The sequence below is a fragment of the Bacillus sp. FSL H8-0492 genome (genome assembly GCF_038006145.1).
Lineage (GTDB): Bacteria > Bacillota > Bacilli > Bacillales > Bacillaceae_G > Bacillus_A > Bacillus_A mycoides.
Genome location: NZ_JBBOUP010000001.1, coordinates 1666458 through 1687853 on the forward strand (window position 1 = coordinate 1666458; position 21396 = coordinate 1687853).

The window sequence follows — 21396 nt, forward strand, 5'->3', positions numbered from 1 at the left end:
TGCCGTTTTTCAGTTATTGATAATACATAGAAGGTAGGTAAGATGTGTGATAGAGTTTCGAAATGTTTCCAAAGTGTATCCGAATGGTACAAAAGGATTGAATAATATAAACTTGAAAATTCAAAAAGGTGAGTTTGTTGTAATGGTCGGGCTATCCGGTGCTGGAAAATCAACACTTCTTAGATCGGTAAATCGCCTTCATGAAATCACAGAAGGAGAAATCATTATTGAAGGGGAGTCTATTACTGCTGCAAAAGGAAAAGGATTACGACGCATGCGCCGAGATATTGGTATGATTTTTCAAAGCTTTAACCTTGTGAAGCGATCAACGGTACTGAAGAATGTATTAGCTGGGCGGGTTGGATATCATTCTACATTGCGTACAACGTTAGGTCTGTTTCCGAAAGAGGATGTGGAGCTTGCATTCCAGGCGCTGAATAGAGTGAATATCTCAGAAAAAGCATATGCACGAGCTGATGAATTATCAGGGGGACAACAGCAACGTGTATCAATTGCTAGAGCATTGGCACAAGAAGCGAAAATCATATTGGCAGATGAGCCTGTTGCTTCGTTAGATCCTCTGACAACAAAGCAAGTAATGGATGATTTGAAGAAAATTAATGAAGATTTTGGAATTACGACAATTGTAAACTTACATTCTATTGATTTAGCGAGGCAATATGCTACTCGTATTATTGGATTACATGCTGGTGAAATTGTTTTTGATGGATTAGTAGAAGAGGCAACGGATGAAAAATTCGCTGAAATTTATGGGGACGTAGCTCAGAAAAGCGCATTATTAGAGGTGGCAGCTAAATGAATGAAGTGACGATATATTCGAAATCGATACCGAAGCCGCCGAGTAAATTGAAACATATGTTAACGGTTATTTTAGTTATTTTACTGTTGTGGGGTAGTAGTGTACAGGTCGACGCATCATTTTCAAAACTAGTAGTTGGTTTTCCGAATATGATGGATTTATTGAAGGAAATGGTGCCACCAGATTGGAGTTATTTTCAAATTATTACAACAGCAATGTTAGATACAATACGTATGGCGATTATTGGAACGACTTTAGGGGCGATTTTAGCCATTCCACTTGCACTATTTGCGGCAAGTAACGTATTTACTAGTGTATTTTTGTACAGTCCAGCTCGATTGATTTTAAATTTTATACGAACAATACCAGATTTATTATTAGCGGCTATTTTTGTAGCGATTTTTGGAATAGGACCACTTCCAGGTATTTTGGCTCTTACTTGTTTCTCCGTTGGACTCGTAGCGAAATTATTGTATGAGTCAATTGAATCAATTGATCCAGGTCCATTAGAAGCGATGACAGCTGTAGGAGCGAATAAGGTGCAATGGATAGTTTATGGGGTCATTCCGCAAGTAAAAGCGCACTTCGTCTCCTATGTACTTTATACATTTGAGGTGAATGTACGTGCAGCAGCTGTTCTAGGTTTAGTAGGAGCAGGTGGGATTGGATTATATTATGATCGTACACTTGGATTTTTACAATATCAACAAACTGCTTCTATTATTATTTATACCCTTGTTGTTGTATTGCTAATTGATTATATAAGTACAGCGTTGCGGGGGAAATTATAATGAGTAAAACGACAATAATCGTACCAAAACCGAAGAAACCGAGTATATATCGCTGGATTATTTTTATAGCACTTACAGTTATATATGTATGGGCCTTTTCAGGAGTCCCGTTAGAGGGAATAAAGAATACGGCGGGAGAAATTACAAAAGCAATTATGACAGGCGTATTGAACCCAGATTGGTCGTATGTATCTTTGCCAGATGGTGAAGATTTATTACACGGTTTAATTGATACGTTGGCAATTGCGATATTAGGTACATTTATTTCTGCTTTTTTATCTGTTCCATTTGCTTTTTGGGCGGCAACGAATATGAGTAGTGGAAAATTAACTTCAGGAACTGGGAAATTTGTACTTAGTTTTGTTCGTACATTTCCTGAATTAGTTATGGCTCTTTTATTTATAAAAGCTGTTGGTCCAGGCTCTTTTGCCGGAGTTCTAGCTTTAGGGTTACACTCTATCGGAATGTTAGGGAAACTATATTCGGAAGGAATTGAAAATATAGATAAGGGACCGACGGAAGCGTTAATAGCAACGGGTGCAAATCGGTTTCAAATACTTTGGTATGCCGTATTACCACAAGTGTTACCGGATTTTCTATCGTATACGTTATACAGGTTTGAAATTAATGTACGATCCGCTGCGATTTTAGGTGTTATTGGAGCAGGTGGTATTGGTACGCCATTAATTTTTGCACTTAGTTCACGTAATTGGTCTCGTGTGGGAATTATTTTATTAGGTATCATTTTAATGGTAATTATAATTGATTTTATTTCAAGTTCTATTCGTAAGCGGATTATTTAATTTGTTTTAAAAGCATCTAATTCAGATGCTTTTTTGTATTTTTAAAGGTTATCAAAAAGGAGATATATCAGAAATTAGTATATTTGTATAAATATACAGATAATTATATTTATTTTTAAAATAAAAACAATTAAAAAGTATGTCATATTGAATGCCCATACATTCCCTAAATCACTGTGTTTTTTATGGAAAATCAAAAAAACATCAACATATTTGTCGATACATGTTGTATAATCTTGCGTGGGAAGCTATCATATAAATGTATAAAACGTTTACTAACATACGCGAAGGGAAGAATAGCATGTCACATTCAATCGAACAACTTTCTATCAACACGATTCGCACATTATCCATTGATGCGATTGAAAAAGCAAACTCTGGTCACCCAGGAATGCCAATGGGTGCAGCACCAATGGCTTATACATTATGGACTCAATTTATGAAACACAATCCAAATAACCCAACGTGGTTTAACCGCGATCGTTTCGTATTATCTGCAGGTCATGGCTCAATGTTACTATACAGTCTACTTCATCTATCTGGTTATGACTTAACAATGGATGATTTAAAGAACTTCCGTCAATGGGGAAGCAAAACTCCAGGACATCCTGAGTATGGTCACACAGCAGGTGTAGACTCAACAACTGGTCCACTTGGACAAGGTATTGCAACTGCTGTAGGTATGGCAATGGCTGAAAGACATTTAGCGGCTAAATACAACCGTGATGCGTATAATGTAGTAGATCATCATACATACGCTATTTGTGGTGATGGAGATTTAATGGAAGGCGTTTCTGCTGAAGCATCTTCATTAGCTGCTCATTTACAATTAGGTCGTCTTGTTGTACTTTACGATTCAAACGATATTTCATTAGATGGCGATTTAAATCGTTCATTCTCTGAAAGTGTAGAAGATCGTTACAAAGCATACGGATGGCAAGTAATCCGTGTTGAGGATGGAAATGATATTGAAGCAATCGCAAAAGCAATTGAAGAAGCGAAAGCTGACGAAAAACGCCCAACGCTAATTGAAGTAAGAACGACAATTGGTTTCGGTTCTCCAAACAAATCAGGAAAATCAGCTTCACATGGTTCTCCACTTGGTGTAGACGAAACAAAATTAACGAAAGAAGCATACGCTTGGACTGCTGAACAAGACTTCCATGTAGCAGAAGAAGTATATGACAACTTCCGTAAAACAGTACAAGATGTTGGTGAAACGACGCAAGCTGCGTGGAACACGATGCTCGGTGAATATGCACAAGCATATCCAGAATTAGCAAACGAACTGCAAGCAGCAATGAACGGTCTTCTTCCAGAAGGTTGGGAACAAAGCTTACCAACTTATGAATTAGGATCAAAAGCAGCAACACGTAATTCTTCAGGTGCTGTAATTAATGCAATTGCAGAGTCTGTACCATCATTCTTCGGTGGATCTGCTGACCTTGCTGGTTCTAACAAAACATACATGAATAACGAAAAAGACTTTACAAGAGCTGATTACAGCGGAAAAAACATTTGGTACGGTGTACGTGAGTTCGCAATGGGTGCAGCAATGAACGGTATCGCACTTCATGGCGGTTTAAAAACTTACGGTGGTACGTTCTTCGTATTCTCTGACTACTTACGTCCAGCAATTCGTCTTGCAGCATTAATGCAATTGCCTGTAACGTATGTATTCACACATGATAGTATCGCTGTTGGTGAAGATGGTCCAACACATGAGCCAGTTGAACAATTAGCAGCACTTCGTGCAATGCCAAACGTTTCTGTTATTCGTCCAGCAGACGGTAACGAATCAGTTGCAGCTTGGAGACTAGCTCTAGAATCAACAAAAACACCAACTGCATTAGTGTTAACTCGTCAAGATCTTCCAACATTAGAAGGTGCAAAAGACGATACTTATGAAAAAGTAGCAAAAGGTGCATATGTAGTTTCTGCAAGCAAGAAAGAAACTGCTGATGTAATCTTAATTGCAACTGGATCTGAAGTAAGCTTAGCAATCGAAGCGCAAAAAGCTCTAGCAGCAGACGGCGTTGATGCAGCTGTTGTTAGCATGCCATCTATGGATCGCTTTGAAGCTCAAACTGCTGAGTACAAAGAATCTGTACTACCAAAAGCAGTAACGAAACGTTTCGCAATTGAAATGGGTGCTACATTCGGATGGCACCGTTACGTAGGCCTTGATGGAGATGTACTAGGTATCGACACATTCGGTGCTTCTGCTCCTGGTGAGAAGATTATGGAAGAGTATGGATTTACTGTAGAGAACGTTGTTCGTAAAGTAAAAGAAATGCTTTAATGATTTTAGAAAAATCTCTCCAGCATGGGGAGATTTTTCTATGTAATTGAGTTTTTTCGACAGGAAAAGTTTTTTCTCTCTCCGTAGTCAGACAATCATTGCAAATCTTCTCTTATATAATGTAGGGAAAAGGTTGTCCAGATCGGGAGGGGAAAAATGAAAACGTATGAATTGTATTTAATTCAAGAGGATATTGCGAAAGCTTACTTTGGTCGTGAATATTTGTTTTTTGATTTATTTGCTCGATTTTCAGAATCTGGGTTCCTTTCGGAGAAGAAAGTATTATATAAACAAATGACGTATATTACGATGCCGTTACAAGTAATGAAAATTCATCATAAATTAGAACAAGCTTTGCGTGTTCTTGGTAAATATGAAAGAACAAATCATACTCATACGCTTTATACAGGAGCCGAATACGGAGAAATAATGGTGAAACCACAATATATTCGAATAAATACTTCTGGAAATGTATCCATGGAAACAACTTTCTTTGAGGTGCTTAGAAAGTGTGAGTTAACATTTTTAGCGATGGATTATGAAAATAAAAAGTACGGTTGGTTAAATCCTCTCAAACAAGTACGAACATATGTGTAAAAAATGTCGAATAGTATCTTGTCTTATTGAAAAGGTTTTAGTACACTGTAAGGTAGACAACATGAAGGAGGAAAAGATATGCCAATGTGGTTAGGTATTCTAGTGGGCGTAGTAGCACTAGTAGCAGGCGTGGCGTTAGGATTTTTCATTGCCCGCAAATACATGATGAATTACTTACAAAAAAATCCACCAATTAACGAACAAATGTTAAAAATGATGATGATGCAAATGGGACAAAAACCTTCCCAAAAGAAAATCAATCAAATGATGAGCGCGATGAACAAGCAACAAACAAAATAAGCGCAAAAGGGCACTCTTACCGAGTGCCCTTTTCTTTTGGTTATAAAACATATTTAAAACTTTTAAATATTCTGTATTTTTGTTACACTGAAAACATCGCTCATTTTAAGGGAGGAGGATAAATATGAAAGTGTTTTTTAATTTAGCTTGGTTTTTTAAGCAAGAAAAACGAGCGTACATAATTGGAATTATTATGTTATTTGGTGTCGCGCTTCTTGAACTTGTAGCGCCAAGAGTACTAGGGATTGTAGTAGATGAAATTAATAGTGGAACATTAACGTCTGAAAAATTGTTGAACTGGGTTATTCTATTAGTAGTTGTAGGAATTATGATGTATATATTACGTTACTTATGGCGTATTATGATTTTTGGATCTTCTTTAAAACTAGCTCGTCAACTGCGAAAGAATCTATATGAACATTTTACTAAGATGAGCCCATCCTTTTATCAATCACGTCGCACAGGCGATTTGATGGCACATGCGACAAATGATATTCAGGCGATTCAGCAAACTGCGGGGGCAGGTGTTTTAACACTCGTTGATTCATTAGCTGTTGGAGGATGTGTACTCGTAGCGATGGGATTTACAATTAGTTGGAAGTTAACGTTATTAAGTTTAATTCCGATGCCAATTGTAGCTATTTCTACAAATTATTATGGAACTTTATTGCATAGAAGATTTCATAAGGCACAGCAATCGTTTTCTGAAATCAATGATAAAGTGCAAGAAAGTATGAGTGGGATGAAGGTAATTCGCTCACTTGGACAAGAGAAAGAGGATTTACAAGCGTTTCGGAAAAAATCTGAAGATGTCGTACATAAAAATATGCTAGTTGCACGTATTGACTCGTTATTCGATCCAACGATTTCCCTAATTGTCGGATTTTCATTTTTGATCGCAATTTGTTATGGATCATTATTAGTCGTACGAGGTGAATTAACTGTAGGGGAATTAGTAACATTTACAACGTACTTAGGGACACTTGTATGGCCAATGTTAGCTTTTGGATGGTTATTTAATATTATGGAGCGTGGACGTGCTTCGTATGATCGTGTGGAGAAAATATTTTCACAAACTTCAGATGTAGTGAATAAGGAAAATGCTATACATGCTATAGCAAGTGGTGATGTTTCGTTTGCTGTTGATTCGTTTTCTTATAAAAAGAATGAACTATTAAACTTAAAAGATATTTACTTTAACTTAAGAAAAGGTGAAACGTTAGGAGTTGTAGGGCGTACCGGTGCAGGGAAGACGACGTTATTAAAATGTTTAATTCGAGAGTATGATCATTTTAATGGTGAATTAAAAGTTGGGGAGCGGGATATTCGAGATTTAACACTTCACGGTGTGCGTTCTGCAATTTCATATGTACCGCAAGATCACTTTTTATTTTCAGCGAGTATTGGGGAGAACATTGCTTTTGGAAAGGCCGATGCTACATATAAAGAAATTAGCCGAGCTGCTGATATTGCTTGTATTCATAATGATATATTTCAATTTCCAGAAGGGTATGACACTGTAGTAGGTGAAAGGGGCGTTTCACTATCAGGAGGTCAAAAACAGAGAATCTCTATTGCGCGTGCATTATTAACAAATGCTGAAATTTTAATATTAGATGATTGTTTATCAGCCGTAGATGCAAAAACAGAAGAAACTATTTTAACTGCATTGAAACGAGAAAGGGCAGAGAAAACGACGATTATTACTGCCCATCGTTTAAGTGCTATTCAGCATGCAAATCTTATTCTTGTTATTGATGAAGGTAGGGTTATGCAGCGAGGGACACATGAGCAATTAATGAAAGAAAATGGTTGGTATAAAGAAATGTACGAAAGCCAGCAGTTAGAGGCATTAGTAGAGAAAGGAGGCGTATGATGGCTGAGAAAAAACGGAGTGATTTAAGAAGGTTGCTTTCTTATATGAGGCCCTATAAAGGGTTATTGGCGTTAGCATTTTTATTTCTAGTTGGTGCAACTGTAACTGAAATGATGGGTCCTTTTTTAATTAAACAATTTCTTGATGAACACTTAGTGCCAGGTAACTTTGAACAATCAGCACTTGTAACCCTATTTGTAGTGTATATTATTGCTCATTTATTAAAAGTATTATTTACTTATTTAGACTTATTGTACTTTCAAAATATCGCTTTTAAGATTGTCCAAGATATGCGAGTTGAAGTGTATGAACATGTTCAAAAATTGTCATTAAGCTTCTTTGATCGTACGCCGATTGGTACGCTCGTATCTCGCATAACGAATGATACAGAAGCGATTAAGGATTTTTATGTTAGTGTACTATCAACATTCGTGAAAAATGTAGTCTTTTTAGTAGGGATTTTAGTAGCGATGTTTTTATTAGATGTAAAATTAGCGCTATTCTCGCTCATATTAATTCCGGTAATGTTTGCAATTATGGTGTTGTATCAACGGAAAAGTGCAGCTTTTTATTTAGAGGTACGTAATCAGCTGAGTATATTAAATGCAAAGTTAAATGAGTCCATTCAAGGTATGAATATTGTTCAGGTGTTCCGGCAAGAAAAGCGGATGAGAAAAGAATTTGAAGAAGTGAACAATAAACATTTTAGTGCTGGACGTCGTACATTGAAATTAGATGCATTACTTTTACGTCCAGCAACAGATCTTGTTCATATTGTAGCAATTGCGTTAGTACTTGGTTTATTCGGAATCGATGCTTTAAAGAGTCCTGTTGAAGTAGGCGTTTTATATGCTTTCGTTAACTATATTCATCGTTTCTTCCAGCCGGTAAATGAGATGATGATGAAATTATCTTTCTTCCAGCAAGCGCTTGTTTCATCATCGCGTGTATTTCATTTAATGGATGATAAAGATTTAGCTCCTGTTCAAATGGGGAGTGAACAGCCACGAGTAGCTAACGGGGAAATTCAGTTTAAAGATGTTACTTTTTCATATGATGGAAAGCGTGATGTTTTAAAAAATGTATCTTTTCATGTAAAGCCAGGGCAAACGGTTGCTTTCGTAGGGCATACTGGTAGCGGAAAGAGTACGATTATGAATTTATTAATGAGATTTTACAATATTAAATCAGGAAATATTGTAATAGACGGAGTAGATTTAGAGCAGTTTGAAGAACAAGAAATTCGAAAGAAAATTGGTCTTGTGCTGCAAGATGCATTTTTATTTGCTGGAAATGTAAAGCAAAATATTCGTATGTATAATGAAGAGATTACGGATGAAGAGATAGAGGAAGCGGCAAAGTTTGTGCAAGCGAATACGTTTATTGAAAAATTACCAGAGCAGTATGATACAGAAGTTGTCGAAAGAGGAGCTGCATTTTCTAGTGGTCAAAGGCAATTAATTGCTTTTGCTAGAACGATAGCAACCAATCCGAAAGTATTAGTGTTAGATGAAGCGACGGCAAATATTGATACAGAAACAGAGGAGGCTATCCAAACGGCATTGCAGCAAATGCGAAAAGGTAGAACAACGATAGCGATTGCGCACAGATTGTCTACAATCCAAGATGCGGATCAAATATTTGTTATGCATGAAGGGGAAATTGTAGAAAGCGGAACACATCAAGAGTTACTTAGTAAACAAGGACTTTACTACAATATGTACTTGCTACAAAATAAAGGGAGTTTGCAACAGGCCTTGTAGAATTACAAGGTCTTTTTTCTATTCTCTCAGATATTAAAATGTAATAAAATTTTCGAAATATGTGAGAGGTTTGTCATGTCCTTTAACTAGAGTTGTACATATTGTATATAGAATAACAAAATTTGATAGGAGCTTTTATATGCAAAATAGATCCAGTTCAAATATTACGTTTATTGATGTGTCTCATTGGGAAGGAAACATTAATTGGAATGCTGTGAAGTCATCTGGCATTCCAGCGGCGTACGCAAAAGCGACGGAAGGTGTGAACTATATTGACCCGACTTTCGTTCAAAATGTACAAGCTGCGAGAAATGCGAATGTATTAATTGGTGCATATCATTTTGCTCATCCAGAACAAAATGATGCAATTTCAGAAGCGAAATATTTTGTGAGTATATTACAGAGTAATCAGACGGACTTAATTCCTGTTTTAGATTTAGAATCCCCAACGGATACTAGCAATAGTAGTTTAACGGGGGCGACTATATCGAATTGGGCAAGAAGTTTCGTAAATTATGTGAAACAAGCTACTGGGAAAGATGTAATGTTATATACAGGAATTTGGTATATTAATGAATTTGGAATTAGCGGGTTAAGTGACATTCCACTTTGGATTTCCAAATATTCTAGTATACCGCCTGTTGATGCTGGTGGATGGACAGAGTGGACAGCATGGCAGTACACAGATTCTGGTCAAATTTCAGGTGTAGGAAATTGTGATGTATCAGCAGCTGTTTCATTAGAAGCTTTACAAGGAAATGGAGCAAGTGGTGGAGGTAATGTTTCCACGCCTAATAATGCGACTCCAGTATACGGAGTTGCTGTAATTAATGGAGATAATGTGAATTTACGAAGTGGACCATCTTTACAGTCTAGTGTAATTCGCCAATTGAATCGTGGCGAATCATATGAAGTTTGGGGAGAACAAAATGGATGGCTCTGCTTAGGGACAAATCAGTGGGTATATAATGATTCAAGTTATATTCAGTATAAACATTATGTAGCAACTATTACTGGTGATAATGTGAATCTGCGAGATGCTCCATCATTAAACGGGAATGTTATAAGACAGTTACATCATGGTGAATCATATCGAGTATGGAGTAAGCTAGATGGATGGCTTTGCTTAGGGACAAATCAATGGGTATACTATGATTCAAGTTATATTCAATATGGTGTACAATAAAGTGAACTTAAAAGGTATCTCGACTGAGGTGCCTTTTATTAAAAATATATAATTTTTACAAAGTATATATTGATAGCATAGTATAATGTAATTGATATATGTTTAAAAATAATCGGAAATGAAATAAAGGAGTAATAATATGGAGTATGTGCTAATAGGTGGGATTTTAATATTATTAGCTGTAGTGTTTGTACTGTTTTATAAAAATAAACAGTTAGAATCAGAGAGTCAGCAAGTAGAGTTTGAAAAGAAACAAGCGATTGAAACGTATGAAAATGAGATTGCAGCTACGATTACAGGGCATAAAGAACAACAGGATACTTTAAAGAATATGGAACAGAAAAAATATAATGATTTACAAGTGAATACAGCTAGAGAACTTGAAAATATGCGTATGATGAAAAATCAATTGGCTGTTCAACATAGTAAAGAACGTAGTGAAATGCAAGATAAGCATAGTAGTGAAATACATATGTTTCAAAATTTAATTGCGGATTTACGAGAATATACCAAAAATGGTGCTGAAGTGAATGCGCATGAAATATTACATTATATGAAGCGAGGTTTCGTTGAGCAAGGAATAATACTAGAAGAAGAGTTTCATATTATACCGAACGTTTTTATGATACGCAATAAATATAGAGATAAACGTGACATAAATGATAATCGAATTCAACACCTTATCTTATGTAAAACTGGTATTTATCTACTTGAGACGAAAGAATGGACAGGGAAATTAATCCATGGCTTAACGAAAGAAAATGCGGGTATATATTCATTTATGATTGAGGAAATTGGTAAGTATCAACATGAAATTGAAAAAGAAGAGACATTTGAATTTATTATGGATGGAACTTCATTAACTTTGCAAGTAAGAAATGAAGGGAATCCAGCGTATAAAGCGAAAATGCTATCTCAAACTTTATATAATTGTTTGGAAGAAATGCAAGTAGATATTGTAAAGGAAAAAGTAAAACCAATTGTATATTTTGAAAATGAGAGTGGAAAAGAAGTTATTGATCTTTCTAATGAAGAATTGCCGAGATTTAAAGATAGAGAGCAAATTGTAACGTTTTTCAGAAATGAAGTTTTAACAAGTAAAGTAATATATACAGCACGAGAACTACAAAAGATTAGAGATATGATTGGCCAGATGAATTATGTTGCGAAGTGAAAAATAAAGTAAAAATTTAATTAGTGGGGGTTTATGGGCAACCCGACTTCTACCCTTTACAGCCGAATTTTGAGGTGGGAGTCTAACTGCCCGCAAATAGCGGGATAAAGTAGGTGTTATTTGGGTGGAGAAAGGTAAAAGCTCTATATTGTGGGGAATGTTGTACATTTATTTTTGTTTGCATATATTAATGTATATTGCGTTTATTGTCGTTATTGATATGGTTCATGTGTCATTGAGTGTAATGAGTATTTTGGTGGTAGTAATGCCTTTTATTTTATTAGTTATTATTCAAAAGTCTATCTTACATGTTTCGGCAAGACGTGATAAAGGTAAGAAACAACTGTTCACTATAATGATGGTAGGTCTGATTCCATTGCTAGTATGCACCGTACAATTAAGTATAAATAAATACACTTCAAACTTTAATCAGGATCGGTGGTTAAATTATGAAGAAAAACGAGTACATATGGTAGATGACCTATTACAGGAGCATAAATTGATAGGGAAATCAAACGAGGAAATTACAAAATTGTTAGGGGCCCCTACGAAAACAAGCAGTTTGGAAACGGGAATTACTACACTATACTATCTTGGGAATGAACGTGGTTTCATTCCTATAGATAGTGAATGTCTTGTTTTGCAATTTGATAAAGATGGTAGAGTTATAGAGTATAAGGTACAACGAGATTGAAATAGTGAGAGGAGAAGCTATATCTTTTATAGCTTCTTTTCTATATTCCAATATAGAAAAATTAGGCAAATAGTAGTCATTCCTATCTATACGAATGAGATAGAGTTTGTTATATTGTAAAGGGTTATTTAGTTTAGAAGTCTGCTAGATAGCCTTAAATATTTTAGATTAGGGAGGGAAGTTAACACGAATTAAGATATAAACGTGTTAAATAATTAGTATGAAAAAAGAATTTTATAATGTTTTAGCTGCATCAATTGTATTTAGTATGGTAACGATTCCGAGTTTTTCCTATGCAGACACAGTAGAAAAGACCGTAACAATTTCAACAGACGAGCAAGCATTAAAAAGTATTGAAAGCCATATGAAAGATGAAGATGGACGTGGAGAGAGCAAAGGAATAACAAATGAAGTACAAGGAGATTTTTTTGTACATATAATAGGTTCAGCATCTTTATTTGATTCTGCTGAGTTACAAAAAGCGACAGGTGTTCAGCTTTCTAATCAAGTAGTGAAAGCCGAAAAACAAAAAGGAAGCGCTTACTATATACAAACAGAATCTGGAGCTGGGTGGATACAAAGTAGTGAAGGAAATGTAGAGGTTAAGGAAGTTTATCACTTGGCAAACGAAAAATTAGTAATTAATGAAGAGACAGCTACATATTCCGCACCATTTAATTCATATAAAGACGAGAAAGTGTTACAACCGCAAACAATTATTGCAATTGGACAAGTTGGAGAGTGGTTCCAAGTCCAAATAGATAATGAGGTGAAATGGATTTATGCACCTTCAGCAAAATTTGAGGGTACAAAAGCATCTCTTATTCAAAGCACAACTCCAACTCGTACGAAACGTGCAGCGGTTATGTATACTGCACCAATAGAAGAGAAAACAACGGATATTTACGGTGTACCATTAAAGGAAATGATTGTACCAACAGGTAATGAAAATATTCGTCCAGGTTATGCGATGAAACCAAAATACATTACAATTCATGAGACAGATAATTATAGTGTTGGAGCAAATGCTAGAAACCATGCACAATATTTATACAGTCAAGCAACAGGAACGACTGATCGTTCAGCATCTTGGCATTTTACAGTAGATGATAAAGAAATTTATCAACATCTACCATTAAATGAAAATGGTTGGCATGCTGGAGATGGATCAGAAGGAACCGGTAACAGAGAATCAATTGCAATTGAAATTGCTGTCAATCAAGATGGTGATTATAATAAAGCTGTGGAAAATGCTCGCAAACTAGCAGTCTATTTAATGGGGGAATTAAATATTCCTTTAGAAAATGTAAAAAAACATCAATTTTGGAGCGGAAAGAATTGTCCGGCCGTTATGATAAGGAATAATGCGTGGGAGCCATTTTTACAGGGAACGAAAGCTTATTATGATGCGAATCATAAAGATGATATAACTGGCGGTTGGTATGAAGCAGATATTCGTGAATTAGATAAAAGAGGTATTATGGTTGGAGACGGGAAGGGTTCTTACTGGCCAGAACGTCTTGTAACACGTGGTGAATTTGCGAATTTAGTTTCAAGATCATTGCAATTACCAGAGGGGAAATCGAATTTCAAAGATTTAAGCACAGCTCATCCATCGCTAGTAGATGGTATTAATCGTGCAGCTAGTGCTGGGATTATAAGTGGATGAGGAAATGATATATTTGCTCCGAATGATACGATTAAACGTGATGAAGCTGTCATTATGATTGATCGTGCATTGCAATTCAAAAATATTAAAGGTAATTTAGTTCCATTACTATTTACGGATCAAAATTTAGCGTATGATAAAAAGGCGGTTCAACGTGTTTATGGGCTAGGTATCGTAAAAGGGAATGAGAATAATGAGTTTATGCCAAAAGGTTCTGCAACACGTGGGGAATCGGCAGCATTTATTAATAGAATGTTAAAAGTAATAGAGAGTAAATAATGGAAAGGCATTCGCTTTGGCGAGTGCTTTTTTATTTTTCAATATGTTATAGAAAGGTGATGTGAATTTTGACTGGAATAAGGAATGAAAGCGGAGGTGATGCATATATTTAGATGCATTGGGTAGTTTTTTGTAATTTCGTATAAAATGAAAAGGAGGTAGGACGGTGAAATCAATACCGACTGAAGTCCTGAGTAAGGAATTGATGGAAAGAGAAGGGGTTATATCTATTACAGTGATGGAATTTGAAAAGATAGAAGTGGCCGGAGTAGTTGTTTCTGGTCCAGCTGTTATTTTAATTAATCAAGATTAAGTACATATTATCAATAAAGAAAAGTAGTCAGAGCATCCGCTTAGGGTGCTTTTTGTTTGTATGGAAGTGTGTATATGATAGATAATTGGGATATTGGAGGGGAATTATGTGGCAATTATTATAACAATGTTATTAATGGGAGTTTTATTAGGATTTGTCGGAGCAGGGGGAGCAGGATTTATCATCGCGATACTCACTCTAGTATTCCATATCCCTATTCATGTTGCTCTTGCAACATCTTTAACTGCGATGGCATTTACGACATTATCTGGAGTAGTAAGTCATTACCGAGAAGGGAATGTTGTGCTTGTAATAGGCGGAGTTGTTGGGGGATTTGGCGCGATTGGTTCCTTTATTGGTTCAAAGTTTGGTTCGTTAATACCAGCACATCTGTTGCATTGGTTTACAGCTGGTATGTTATTTTTATCGGCAATTTTTATGTTTATTCGGTTGATTATGTTTCAAAAAAGATCACAGTCGTCTTTAAAAGGGCATAAAGAACTTTCGAAAGATAACGTGATTAAATGTATATTCCTCGGATTGGTGACTGGAATTTTAGCAGGTGCATTTGGTATTGGCTCAGCACCTTTTATCCAACTCGGATTAATGGTTCTATTAGGTTTAACAATCCGTCAATCTGTAGGGACGACAATGCTCGTTATATTACCAATCGCAATTGGAGGTGGGTTTGGATATAGTTCGGAAGGGTATTTAGATTATGTATTATTAGTACAAGTTTTAATCGGGACAATGTTAGGAGCATATATAGGAGCTAAGTTTACAAATTATGCACCTCGCATGCTTCTAAGATTTTCGATGATTATGACACCAATATTAGCTGGATGTATGTTGTTAGTAGATTAAAGAGAATATATAGAAATCTATTAATATATTTTACGAATGAATTATGTAAGTAATTCATATTTCTCATATAAAAGGATTTGCTTTAATATAATGAGTATAAAGTTCGAGTATTCGAAGTATTACTTGAATTATATCCCTATCCCTTTTCTAAAAATGCGAACAAGTTTTGCCCTATTCTATTCAATAGTTTATTGTATAGAAATATATTGTTCGATGACCATTATGGAACGCACATAATGGGTAAATCCCGATCCTTAAAGAGGATGCCCCTAATCTTCATGTGAAAATATGATCGGATAAGAAAGCTGGCCAATTTATGGTCAGCTTTCTTTTTGTTCAATGAGTAAGTCTTCTTTAATTTCTGTTTGCAATAATAAAGTTTTTCCGAAGCGACGTTTACATTCAGCTCGTACTTTTTGAATGGCTAGTAGCTGAGAAGTAGCAGGCACTGTGACAATGGCTTGCCGAGGTTTTCGGTTTTCTTCACAAAAAACACATTCCACAACATATTTAGAAATCATAATTTCATCCTTCCGGTTTGAATTTCTAAGAAGGGACTGCTCATGAAGTTGATGTAAACTTTCGGCATCTTTTTACTTATTTCCTCTTTTTTTCAAAGGGGAAATAAAAAAGAAGGTGAATTTTAGTAGGGGAGGGATGTATATGGAGAGATGGATAGGTACGGCAGCTATTTGTATAAATGAAAGAAATGAAATTTTAATGGTATTGCAAGGAAAAGAGGGGGAAGAAAAAAGGTGGTCTGTCCCAAGTGGAGGACTTGAAAAGGGAGAAACACTAGAAGAATGTTGTATCAGGGAAGTTTGGGAGGAAACAGGCTACAATGTGGAGGTTGTAAATAAAATATACGAAAAAGAAGGTATTACATACGGGATTCCGGTGTATGTTCATTATTACTTTGTTAAAAAAATAGGCGGTAATATGAAAATCCAAGATCCGGATGAGTTAATACATGAGATTGATTGGAAAGGGATACATGAAGTTGGAAAATTATCGTTAGCTTTTCCGGAGGATTACGAGCTAATATACCGATATATAAATAAAAAAGCAAGTGTGTAGATACTTGCTTTTTTAGTGTATCCACGATAAGAAAAGTGGAACGATAACTAAACTAGCTCCAGCTGTTAAAAGCATTGATAAACTTGCAATTGTACCTTCTACAGGGCCGATTTCAAATGCTTTTGATGTTCCGGTTCCATTCGCGCTAGTACCTAGCATTATACCTTTTGCGAGCGCTGTTTTAATACGGCATATGCGTATGAGTGTAGGACCGAGTAATGCTCCAGTTAAGGCAGTTAATACAACGAAAACTGCTGTTAATTGTGACATGCCGCCAATCATTTCTGAAATAGCCATTGCAATAGGTGTTGTTACAATGTGCGGTGCTAAACTTTGTTCTATTGTAGAGTCAATTTGAAAAAAATTAGCTAGTAGTGCGGAAGTAATAACAGATAGAAAAGAACCGACAATGACATTAATTAAAATAGCAGTGCCATGTTTTTTTAATAGATCAAAATATTTATAGATTGGCCATGCGAAAGCAACTGTTGCAGGTTTTAATAATTCTGTTAGCCAATGACTACCAGATTCGTAGGTTTCGTATGGTGTATCTAATCCAAGTAATAAAGCGATTAAAATGATTGGGCATACAAGAAGGGGAGAAAGCAAACTCCAATTCCAGCGTTGATACATTTTTTTAGATACCCAATATGCGAATAGTGTTAATAGTAAACAAAGAAAGCCGATCATTGTGTTGATCCTTTCCGCTTTAATAGCAATTCTGTTAAAAGTCCTGTTACGAGAGTGACACAAAGTGTACTAATCACGATAATTAAAATGAGATCGATTCCATACTGTGATAATGTATCTTTGTAACGAATGACAGCGACTGCAGAAGGGATGAAAAATAAAATAAGTTCTTTTAATAAAAAGTCTGCACCGTCTTGTATCCATTCTTTTTTCACTATATTAAATTTTAATGAGATTAACAATAAAAAAATACCGATTATACTTCCTGGAACTGGGAGGTGTGCCTGTTTTGCAATCCATTCACCTGTCCAAGCGAAACAAAATAATAATAAAATTTGTCCGCTTAACTTCCACCATTTCATACAGTAACCACCTCTTTGTTTTTTACATAAAAATTGTAAAAAAGAATTCACAATTTCTACTATACGTTCATTCGAAATATTTGTCTAATATATAAATTATATGTTATTAATATATTAGATGTATTAATCGAAAGTGAAAAGGGTGTCCAAAATGGAATTACGGCATTTGCAATATTTTGTTGTAGTGGCAGAGGAATTACACTTTGGACGAGCAGCTGCTCGTTTACAAATGACACAACCACCGCTTAGTCAACAAATTCAGCAATTAGAAAAAGAAATGGGAGTTATGTTATTTTCAAGAACGAAGAGAAAGGTTGAATTAACAGAAGCAGGAGAAATGTTTTTAAAAGAAGTGAAAAAAGCGTTTGAACAAATTGAAAAAGCAGTAGAAGTTGCACAAAGTGCTCAAAGGGGAGAAGTTGGATCACTTTCAATTGGTTTTGTAGGTGCGGCGATATATGATATTTTACCGTCAATCGTCAGAGAGTATAGAAAGAAATTTCCGAGAGTGTCTGTAGCATTACATGAATTGTCCACACCGGATCAGGTGCATGCACTTCATGATAATCGAATTGATATTGGATTTTTACGTCCGCCAATTCCAACGCAATTACTTGAGTTAGAACCAATTCAAAAACTTTCATGTACGTTATGTTTACCGAAGGCACATCCTCTTGCTGAAAAGGACGAAATACATATCGAAGATTTAAGGGATGAACCGTTCGTATTTATTACGAGACCAGTATGGCCAGCGTTATATGATACAATTTTATCGCTTTGCCGTGATGTAGGTTTTAGTCCGCACATTGTACAAGAAGCAACGGAGTATCAAACTGTTATGGGGCTTGTAGCGGCAGGTATTGGAATTACGGTAATACCTGTATCCGCAAATAAATTGTATAGAACAGAAGTTGTATATAAAGAGTTATGTGATTCTAATTTTGTTGCAGAAATGTCAGTGGCTTATAAAAAAATGAATAACAATCCAGAGTTGTTAGAGTTTTTGAAAATTGCAAGAGAGAAAAAAAGGATTGAAGTGGAAGATGCGAAGGCTGAATAGTTGATGAAGTTACAGGATAGTCATGATAATTAAGTTATATAAAGATTCACCTCATTAAACAAAAAACGGAAATGTAACTAAAGTGCATTTCCGTTTTTTGTTTTTTATTCAATGCTAAGGAGATCAATATGCGTGGTTTCTAGGACTAAAGGCTTAGTAAAGATTCCGATTGAAGTGCGATGTTTAAAATGTCATATTCTTATACACTAGTAGTATAGAATGCGTATGTTATGAAGTAAGGTAGGGGGAAACTATGTCTTTATTTCGGTTAGCGAGAAAAAATATACAAACATTTGCTACCAAAAGGTTAAAACAATTTATGTGGATTGCTATGAATACAATGATTTGTTTTTTTATGGTATCATTCCGATTCAATGAAGCTGTAATAAGTAAAGCGGGACATACACTTATATTTGTAAATTGGTTTTATGCTATGTTTCTATTTGTAGTTTTTGTATGTATTTTCATTACTTATAAAATGACAGCCTCGCTTCTACAGGTAAGAAGAGAGGAGTTTAAATCGTACGAAGTAGTGAATATGAAGAGAAAAGAAATGTTATGTTTATTATGTCAGGAGCAATTATTAATTTACGGGGGAGCTTTCGTCTTCGGATTAATTCATGGTATGTTATTTTTGAAATTATTTATTATTATTTTTATGAAAGCAGTAGGAATCCAAGGATTAACAAATGCACCGATTACGACGTATGCGATAAGGATAACAGCAGTTGTTATGATAACCGTCATTATAATATCAATGTGGCAATGTTGTAGGTTTACACAAAGGTTAAAGGGTGAAAATTCATATGAAACGAGGAGAAAGGCATGAGAAATCATGGCTTTTTCTTCATTTTACACATGTTATTAATCATGATACAGTGGGAAGAACTGAAAAAAAGAGTTAAGAAGAAAGGTTGTATGGAATGATAAATGAGCAAGCGATCGTAAAAGTTGATCGATTAACAAAGCGAATTGGTTCAAAGATGTTAGTAGAAAATATTAGTTTTGAAGTGAAAAAAGGTGAAGTAGTTGGCTTATTAGGACCAAATGGTGCTGGAAAAACGACATTAATGCGAATGATGGTCGGAATGATTCGTATGACAGAAGGAGAAGTATGGATTGATGGTCAATCTGTAAAACAGCAATTTGAAAAAACTGCTGCGAAAATTGGTGCTGTAATTGAGACACCAGAATTTTATCCTTTCTTAAGCGGCTATGAAAATTTAACATATTTCGGACGAATGAATGGGAATGTGACTGAAGAGCGTATCGATGAAGTAGTGCAATTGCTAGGAATGGGACAAGTAATTGACCGTAAAGTAAAAGCATATTCACTCGGTATGAGACAGCGTTTAGGAATTGCTCAGGCACTTGTACATAATCCAGATGTATTAATACTAGACGAACCGACGAACGGATTAGATCCTAGTGGTATACATGAAATGCGGATGTACATAAAGAAAATTGCGCATGAACAAGGAAAAGCTGTTCTTGTTTCTAGTCACTTACTCTCAGAAGTTGAATTAATGTGTGACAGGGTTATTATTATTCAGCATGGAGAATATGTCGCAACACAAAATATTCAAAGTGATAAAAAGGAAGAAACAGAAGAAATACATATACGTGTAGATGATGCGAATAAAGCGGCAGAGGTTTTAGAATACGATGTTTTAGTAAAAGAAAACGAATTAATTATAAACGTGAAAGATGAAGAAGTTCCAAATATTCTTCGTACATTAATGGAGAAAAACATTCAAGTTTATCGTGTATATGAAGAAAGAAAAACGCTAGAAGAGCAGTTTTTAGAATTAACAGGAGGAAAAGATATTGTTTAATTTAGTTTATAACGAGCTGTATAAAATATTTAAGCGAAAGCGAACGATTATTCCTTTTGCAGTTATTGCGGTATTAATTATTGGATTAGGATGGGTTACGGTAAAATATTTAGAGCCAGAAACAAAAGGGTGGAAAGCGGATTATACAGAACGCACTGTAGAAATTGAGAAAAAGCTCGGCATGAAAAAAGAGGATATTTTAACAGAAAAGTCAGGAGACGAGCTTGTAAAGGAATACCAGCTTAAAATGAAGCATTTAGATACGAATACAGCGCCAGCAAGTAGTTCTCCGCTTTCATTTATGAGAGATACAGGTTTTATCGTATTTCCAATTTTACTTCCGTTTATTCTCGTATATGCGAGTACGATTTTTGCGAATGAATATAGCTGGGGAACATATAAATTTTTAGCAATTCGTCCAGCGAGCCGATTTAAAATTTTAACATCTAAGTTTTTGGCAATCGTTATATTTGGAGCGTTATTGTTTATATTTAATATGATTTTCTCCGTTTTATGTGGACTTGCTATTTATAAATTCCAACAGCCTGCATGGAGTGAATTTATTTTCCAAGATGGAAATATTATAAAACAAAATATTTTTGTGGAAGCAAGTAAGTATTATGTTTTATCGTGGTTGCCAACCATTGTGTACGCAGCGTTTGCGTTTATGATTTCTGTTTTAACGAGATCTAGTGGCGGCGCAATTGGTATTTCGCTATTTCTTGCTTTATCAGGAAATATTGCGTTAATAGCAGCAACTAGATATGAATGGGCGAAATATTTATTGCCGGCAAACACAGATTTATATAGTATTTCAAAGAATGGAAGCTTTATTGATGGAGTAACATTCCCATTTGCTTCTTGTATGCTTCTTCTATACTTAGCTGTATTTTTAGGGGTTTCCTATACTGTATTTATAAAACGAGATTTAACAGCATAAG

The 21396-nt window shown here is 35.4% G+C and carries 21 protein-coding genes and 1 pseudogene; 19 read left to right on the forward strand and 3 right to left on the reverse strand.

Going from position 1 to position 21396, the window contains the following annotated elements; genetic code table 11:
• Positions 1–46: 46 nt before the first annotated feature.
• The 14 genes and pseudogenes from phnC to MHH66_RS08570 all read left to right on the forward strand — a co-directional run bounded on the left by phnC (position 47) and on the right by MHH66_RS08570 (position 15431).
• Entirely contained in the window at positions 47–820 is a 774-nt protein-coding gene (gene phnC / locus MHH66_RS08505; protein ID WP_002033479.1) for a phosphonate ABC transporter ATP-binding protein, read from the forward strand.
• Positions 817–1611: a phosphonate ABC transporter, permease protein PhnE gene (phnE, locus tag MHH66_RS08510; protein WP_002137773.1), complete on the forward strand. Its 795-nt coding sequence runs from the start codon at positions 817–819 to the stop codon at positions 1609–1611. The genes phnC and phnE (MHH66_RS08510) overlap by 4 nt, the downstream gene beginning before the upstream one ends.
• Entirely contained in the window at positions 1611–2414 is an 804-nt protein-coding gene (gene phnE, locus MHH66_RS08515; protein WP_002066554.1) for a phosphonate ABC transporter, permease protein PhnE, read from the forward strand. Before phnE (MHH66_RS08510) ends, phnE (MHH66_RS08515) begins: the two co-directional genes overlap by 1 nt.
• Before the next feature lie 301 nt (positions 2415–2715).
• Entirely contained in the window at positions 2716–4716 is a 2001-nt protein-coding gene (gene tkt, locus MHH66_RS08520) for a transketolase (protein WP_002033482.1), read from the forward strand.
• Between the two features lie 156 nt (positions 4717–4872).
• A complete protein-coding gene (sirA, locus tag MHH66_RS08525) occupies positions 4873–5313 on the forward strand; it encodes a sporulation inhibitor of replication protein SirA (RefSeq protein ID WP_002014415.1) in 441 nt (146 codons plus the stop codon).
• A 78-nt stretch (positions 5314–5391) separates the two neighbouring features.
• Positions 5392–5613 (forward strand): YneF family protein, encoded by a 222-nt coding sequence (locus MHH66_RS08530; RefSeq protein ID WP_001132292.1) that lies wholly within the window; start codon positions 5392–5394, stop codon positions 5611–5613.
• A gap of 124 nt (positions 5614–5737) precedes the next feature.
• The gene (locus MHH66_RS08535) at positions 5738–7489 is read left to right on the forward strand and encodes an ABC transporter transmembrane domain-containing protein (RefSeq protein WP_002033485.1); all 1752 of its coding nucleotides are present in this window, start codon (positions 5738–5740) and stop codon (positions 7487–7489) included.
• Complete coding sequence (locus tag MHH66_RS08540; protein ID WP_044443688.1) at positions 7489–9252, forward strand: ABC transporter ATP-binding protein; 1764 nt, start codon at positions 7489–7491, stop codon at positions 9250–9252. Before MHH66_RS08535 ends, MHH66_RS08540 begins: the two co-directional genes overlap by 1 nt.
• Positions 9253–9391: 139 nt before the next feature.
• Positions 9392–10438 carry a GH25 family lysozyme gene (locus MHH66_RS08545; protein ID WP_078185596.1) on the forward strand — a complete coding sequence of 349 codons (1047 nt, stop codon included), beginning with the start codon at positions 9392–9394 and terminating at the stop codon, positions 10436–10438.
• Between the two features lie 139 nt (positions 10439–10577).
• Complete coding sequence (locus MHH66_RS08550; protein WP_078185595.1) at positions 10578–11612, forward strand: nuclease-related domain-containing protein; 1035 nt, start codon at positions 10578–10580, stop codon at positions 11610–11612.
• Positions 11613–11736: 124 nt separating this feature from the next.
• Positions 11737–12306, forward strand: a complete 570-nt coding sequence (locus MHH66_RS08555; RefSeq protein ID WP_063219761.1) for a hypothetical protein — start codon at positions 11737–11739, stop codon at positions 12304–12306.
• A 220-nt stretch (positions 12307–12526) separates the two neighbouring features.
• Positions 12527–14254 (forward strand): annotated as a pseudogene (locus tag MHH66_RS08560) (S-layer homology domain-containing protein).
• 166 nt (positions 14255–14420) lie between these two features.
• Positions 14421–14567 carry a BC1881 family protein gene (locus MHH66_RS08565; RefSeq protein WP_002014405.1) on the forward strand — a complete coding sequence of 49 codons (147 nt, stop codon included), beginning with the start codon at positions 14421–14423 and terminating at the stop codon, positions 14565–14567.
• Between the two features lie 108 nt (positions 14568–14675).
• On the forward strand, positions 14676–15431 hold the full coding sequence (locus tag MHH66_RS08570) for a sulfite exporter TauE/SafE family protein (protein WP_002137766.1): 756 nt from the start codon (positions 14676–14678) through the stop codon (positions 15429–15431).
• Between the two features lie 320 nt (positions 15432–15751).
• On the opposite strand, the gene MHH66_RS08575 is transcribed toward MHH66_RS08570, so the two are convergent.
• Positions 15752–15952: a DUF3903 domain-containing protein gene (locus MHH66_RS08575; RefSeq protein WP_002137765.1), complete on the reverse strand. Its 201-nt coding sequence runs from the start codon at positions 15950–15952 to the stop codon at positions 15752–15754.
• A gap of 142 nt (positions 15953–16094) precedes the next feature.
• Between MHH66_RS08575 and MHH66_RS08580 the strand changes: the two genes are divergently transcribed.
• Positions 16095–16508: an NUDIX hydrolase gene (locus MHH66_RS08580; RefSeq protein WP_078185594.1), complete on the forward strand. Its 414-nt coding sequence runs from the start codon at positions 16095–16097 to the stop codon at positions 16506–16508.
• A gap of 12 nt (positions 16509–16520) precedes the next feature.
• Here the strand turns inward: MHH66_RS08580 and MHH66_RS08585 are convergent, their stop codons facing one another.
• Both MHH66_RS08585 and MHH66_RS08590 read right to left on the reverse strand, forming a co-directional pair.
• Positions 16521–17198 (reverse strand): LrgB family protein, encoded by a 678-nt coding sequence (locus MHH66_RS08585; protein WP_063219759.1) that lies wholly within the window; start codon positions 17196–17198, stop codon positions 16521–16523.
• Entirely contained in the window at positions 17195–17560 is a 366-nt protein-coding gene (locus MHH66_RS08590; RefSeq protein WP_000872360.1) for a CidA/LrgA family holin-like protein, read from the reverse strand. Before MHH66_RS08590 ends, MHH66_RS08585 begins: the two co-directional genes overlap by 4 nt.
• Positions 17561–17711: 151 nt before the next feature.
• Here MHH66_RS08590 and alsR point away from each other — a divergent pair, with 151 nt between their 5' ends.
• From alsR to MHH66_RS08610, 4 genes are all read left to right on the forward strand, one after another.
• The gene (gene alsR / locus MHH66_RS08595) at positions 17712–18620 is read left to right on the forward strand and encodes an acetoin biosynthesis transcriptional regulator AlsR (protein WP_002128558.1); all 909 of its coding nucleotides are present in this window, start codon (positions 17712–17714) and stop codon (positions 18618–18620) included.
• Between the two features lie 253 nt (positions 18621–18873).
• On the forward strand, positions 18874–19449 hold the full coding sequence (locus MHH66_RS08600) for an FtsX-like permease family protein (RefSeq protein ID WP_078185593.1): 576 nt from the start codon (positions 18874–18876) through the stop codon (positions 19447–19449).
• A gap of 94 nt (positions 19450–19543) precedes the next feature.
• Positions 19544–20455 carry an ABC transporter ATP-binding protein gene (locus tag MHH66_RS08605; RefSeq protein ID WP_078185592.1) on the forward strand — a complete coding sequence of 304 codons (912 nt, stop codon included), beginning with the start codon at positions 19544–19546 and terminating at the stop codon, positions 20453–20455.
• Entirely contained in the window at positions 20448–21395 is a 948-nt protein-coding gene (locus MHH66_RS08610) for an ABC transporter permease (RefSeq protein ID WP_078185591.1), read from the forward strand. The genes MHH66_RS08605 and MHH66_RS08610 overlap by 8 nt, the downstream gene beginning before the upstream one ends.
• Position 21396 lies beyond the last annotated feature (1 nt).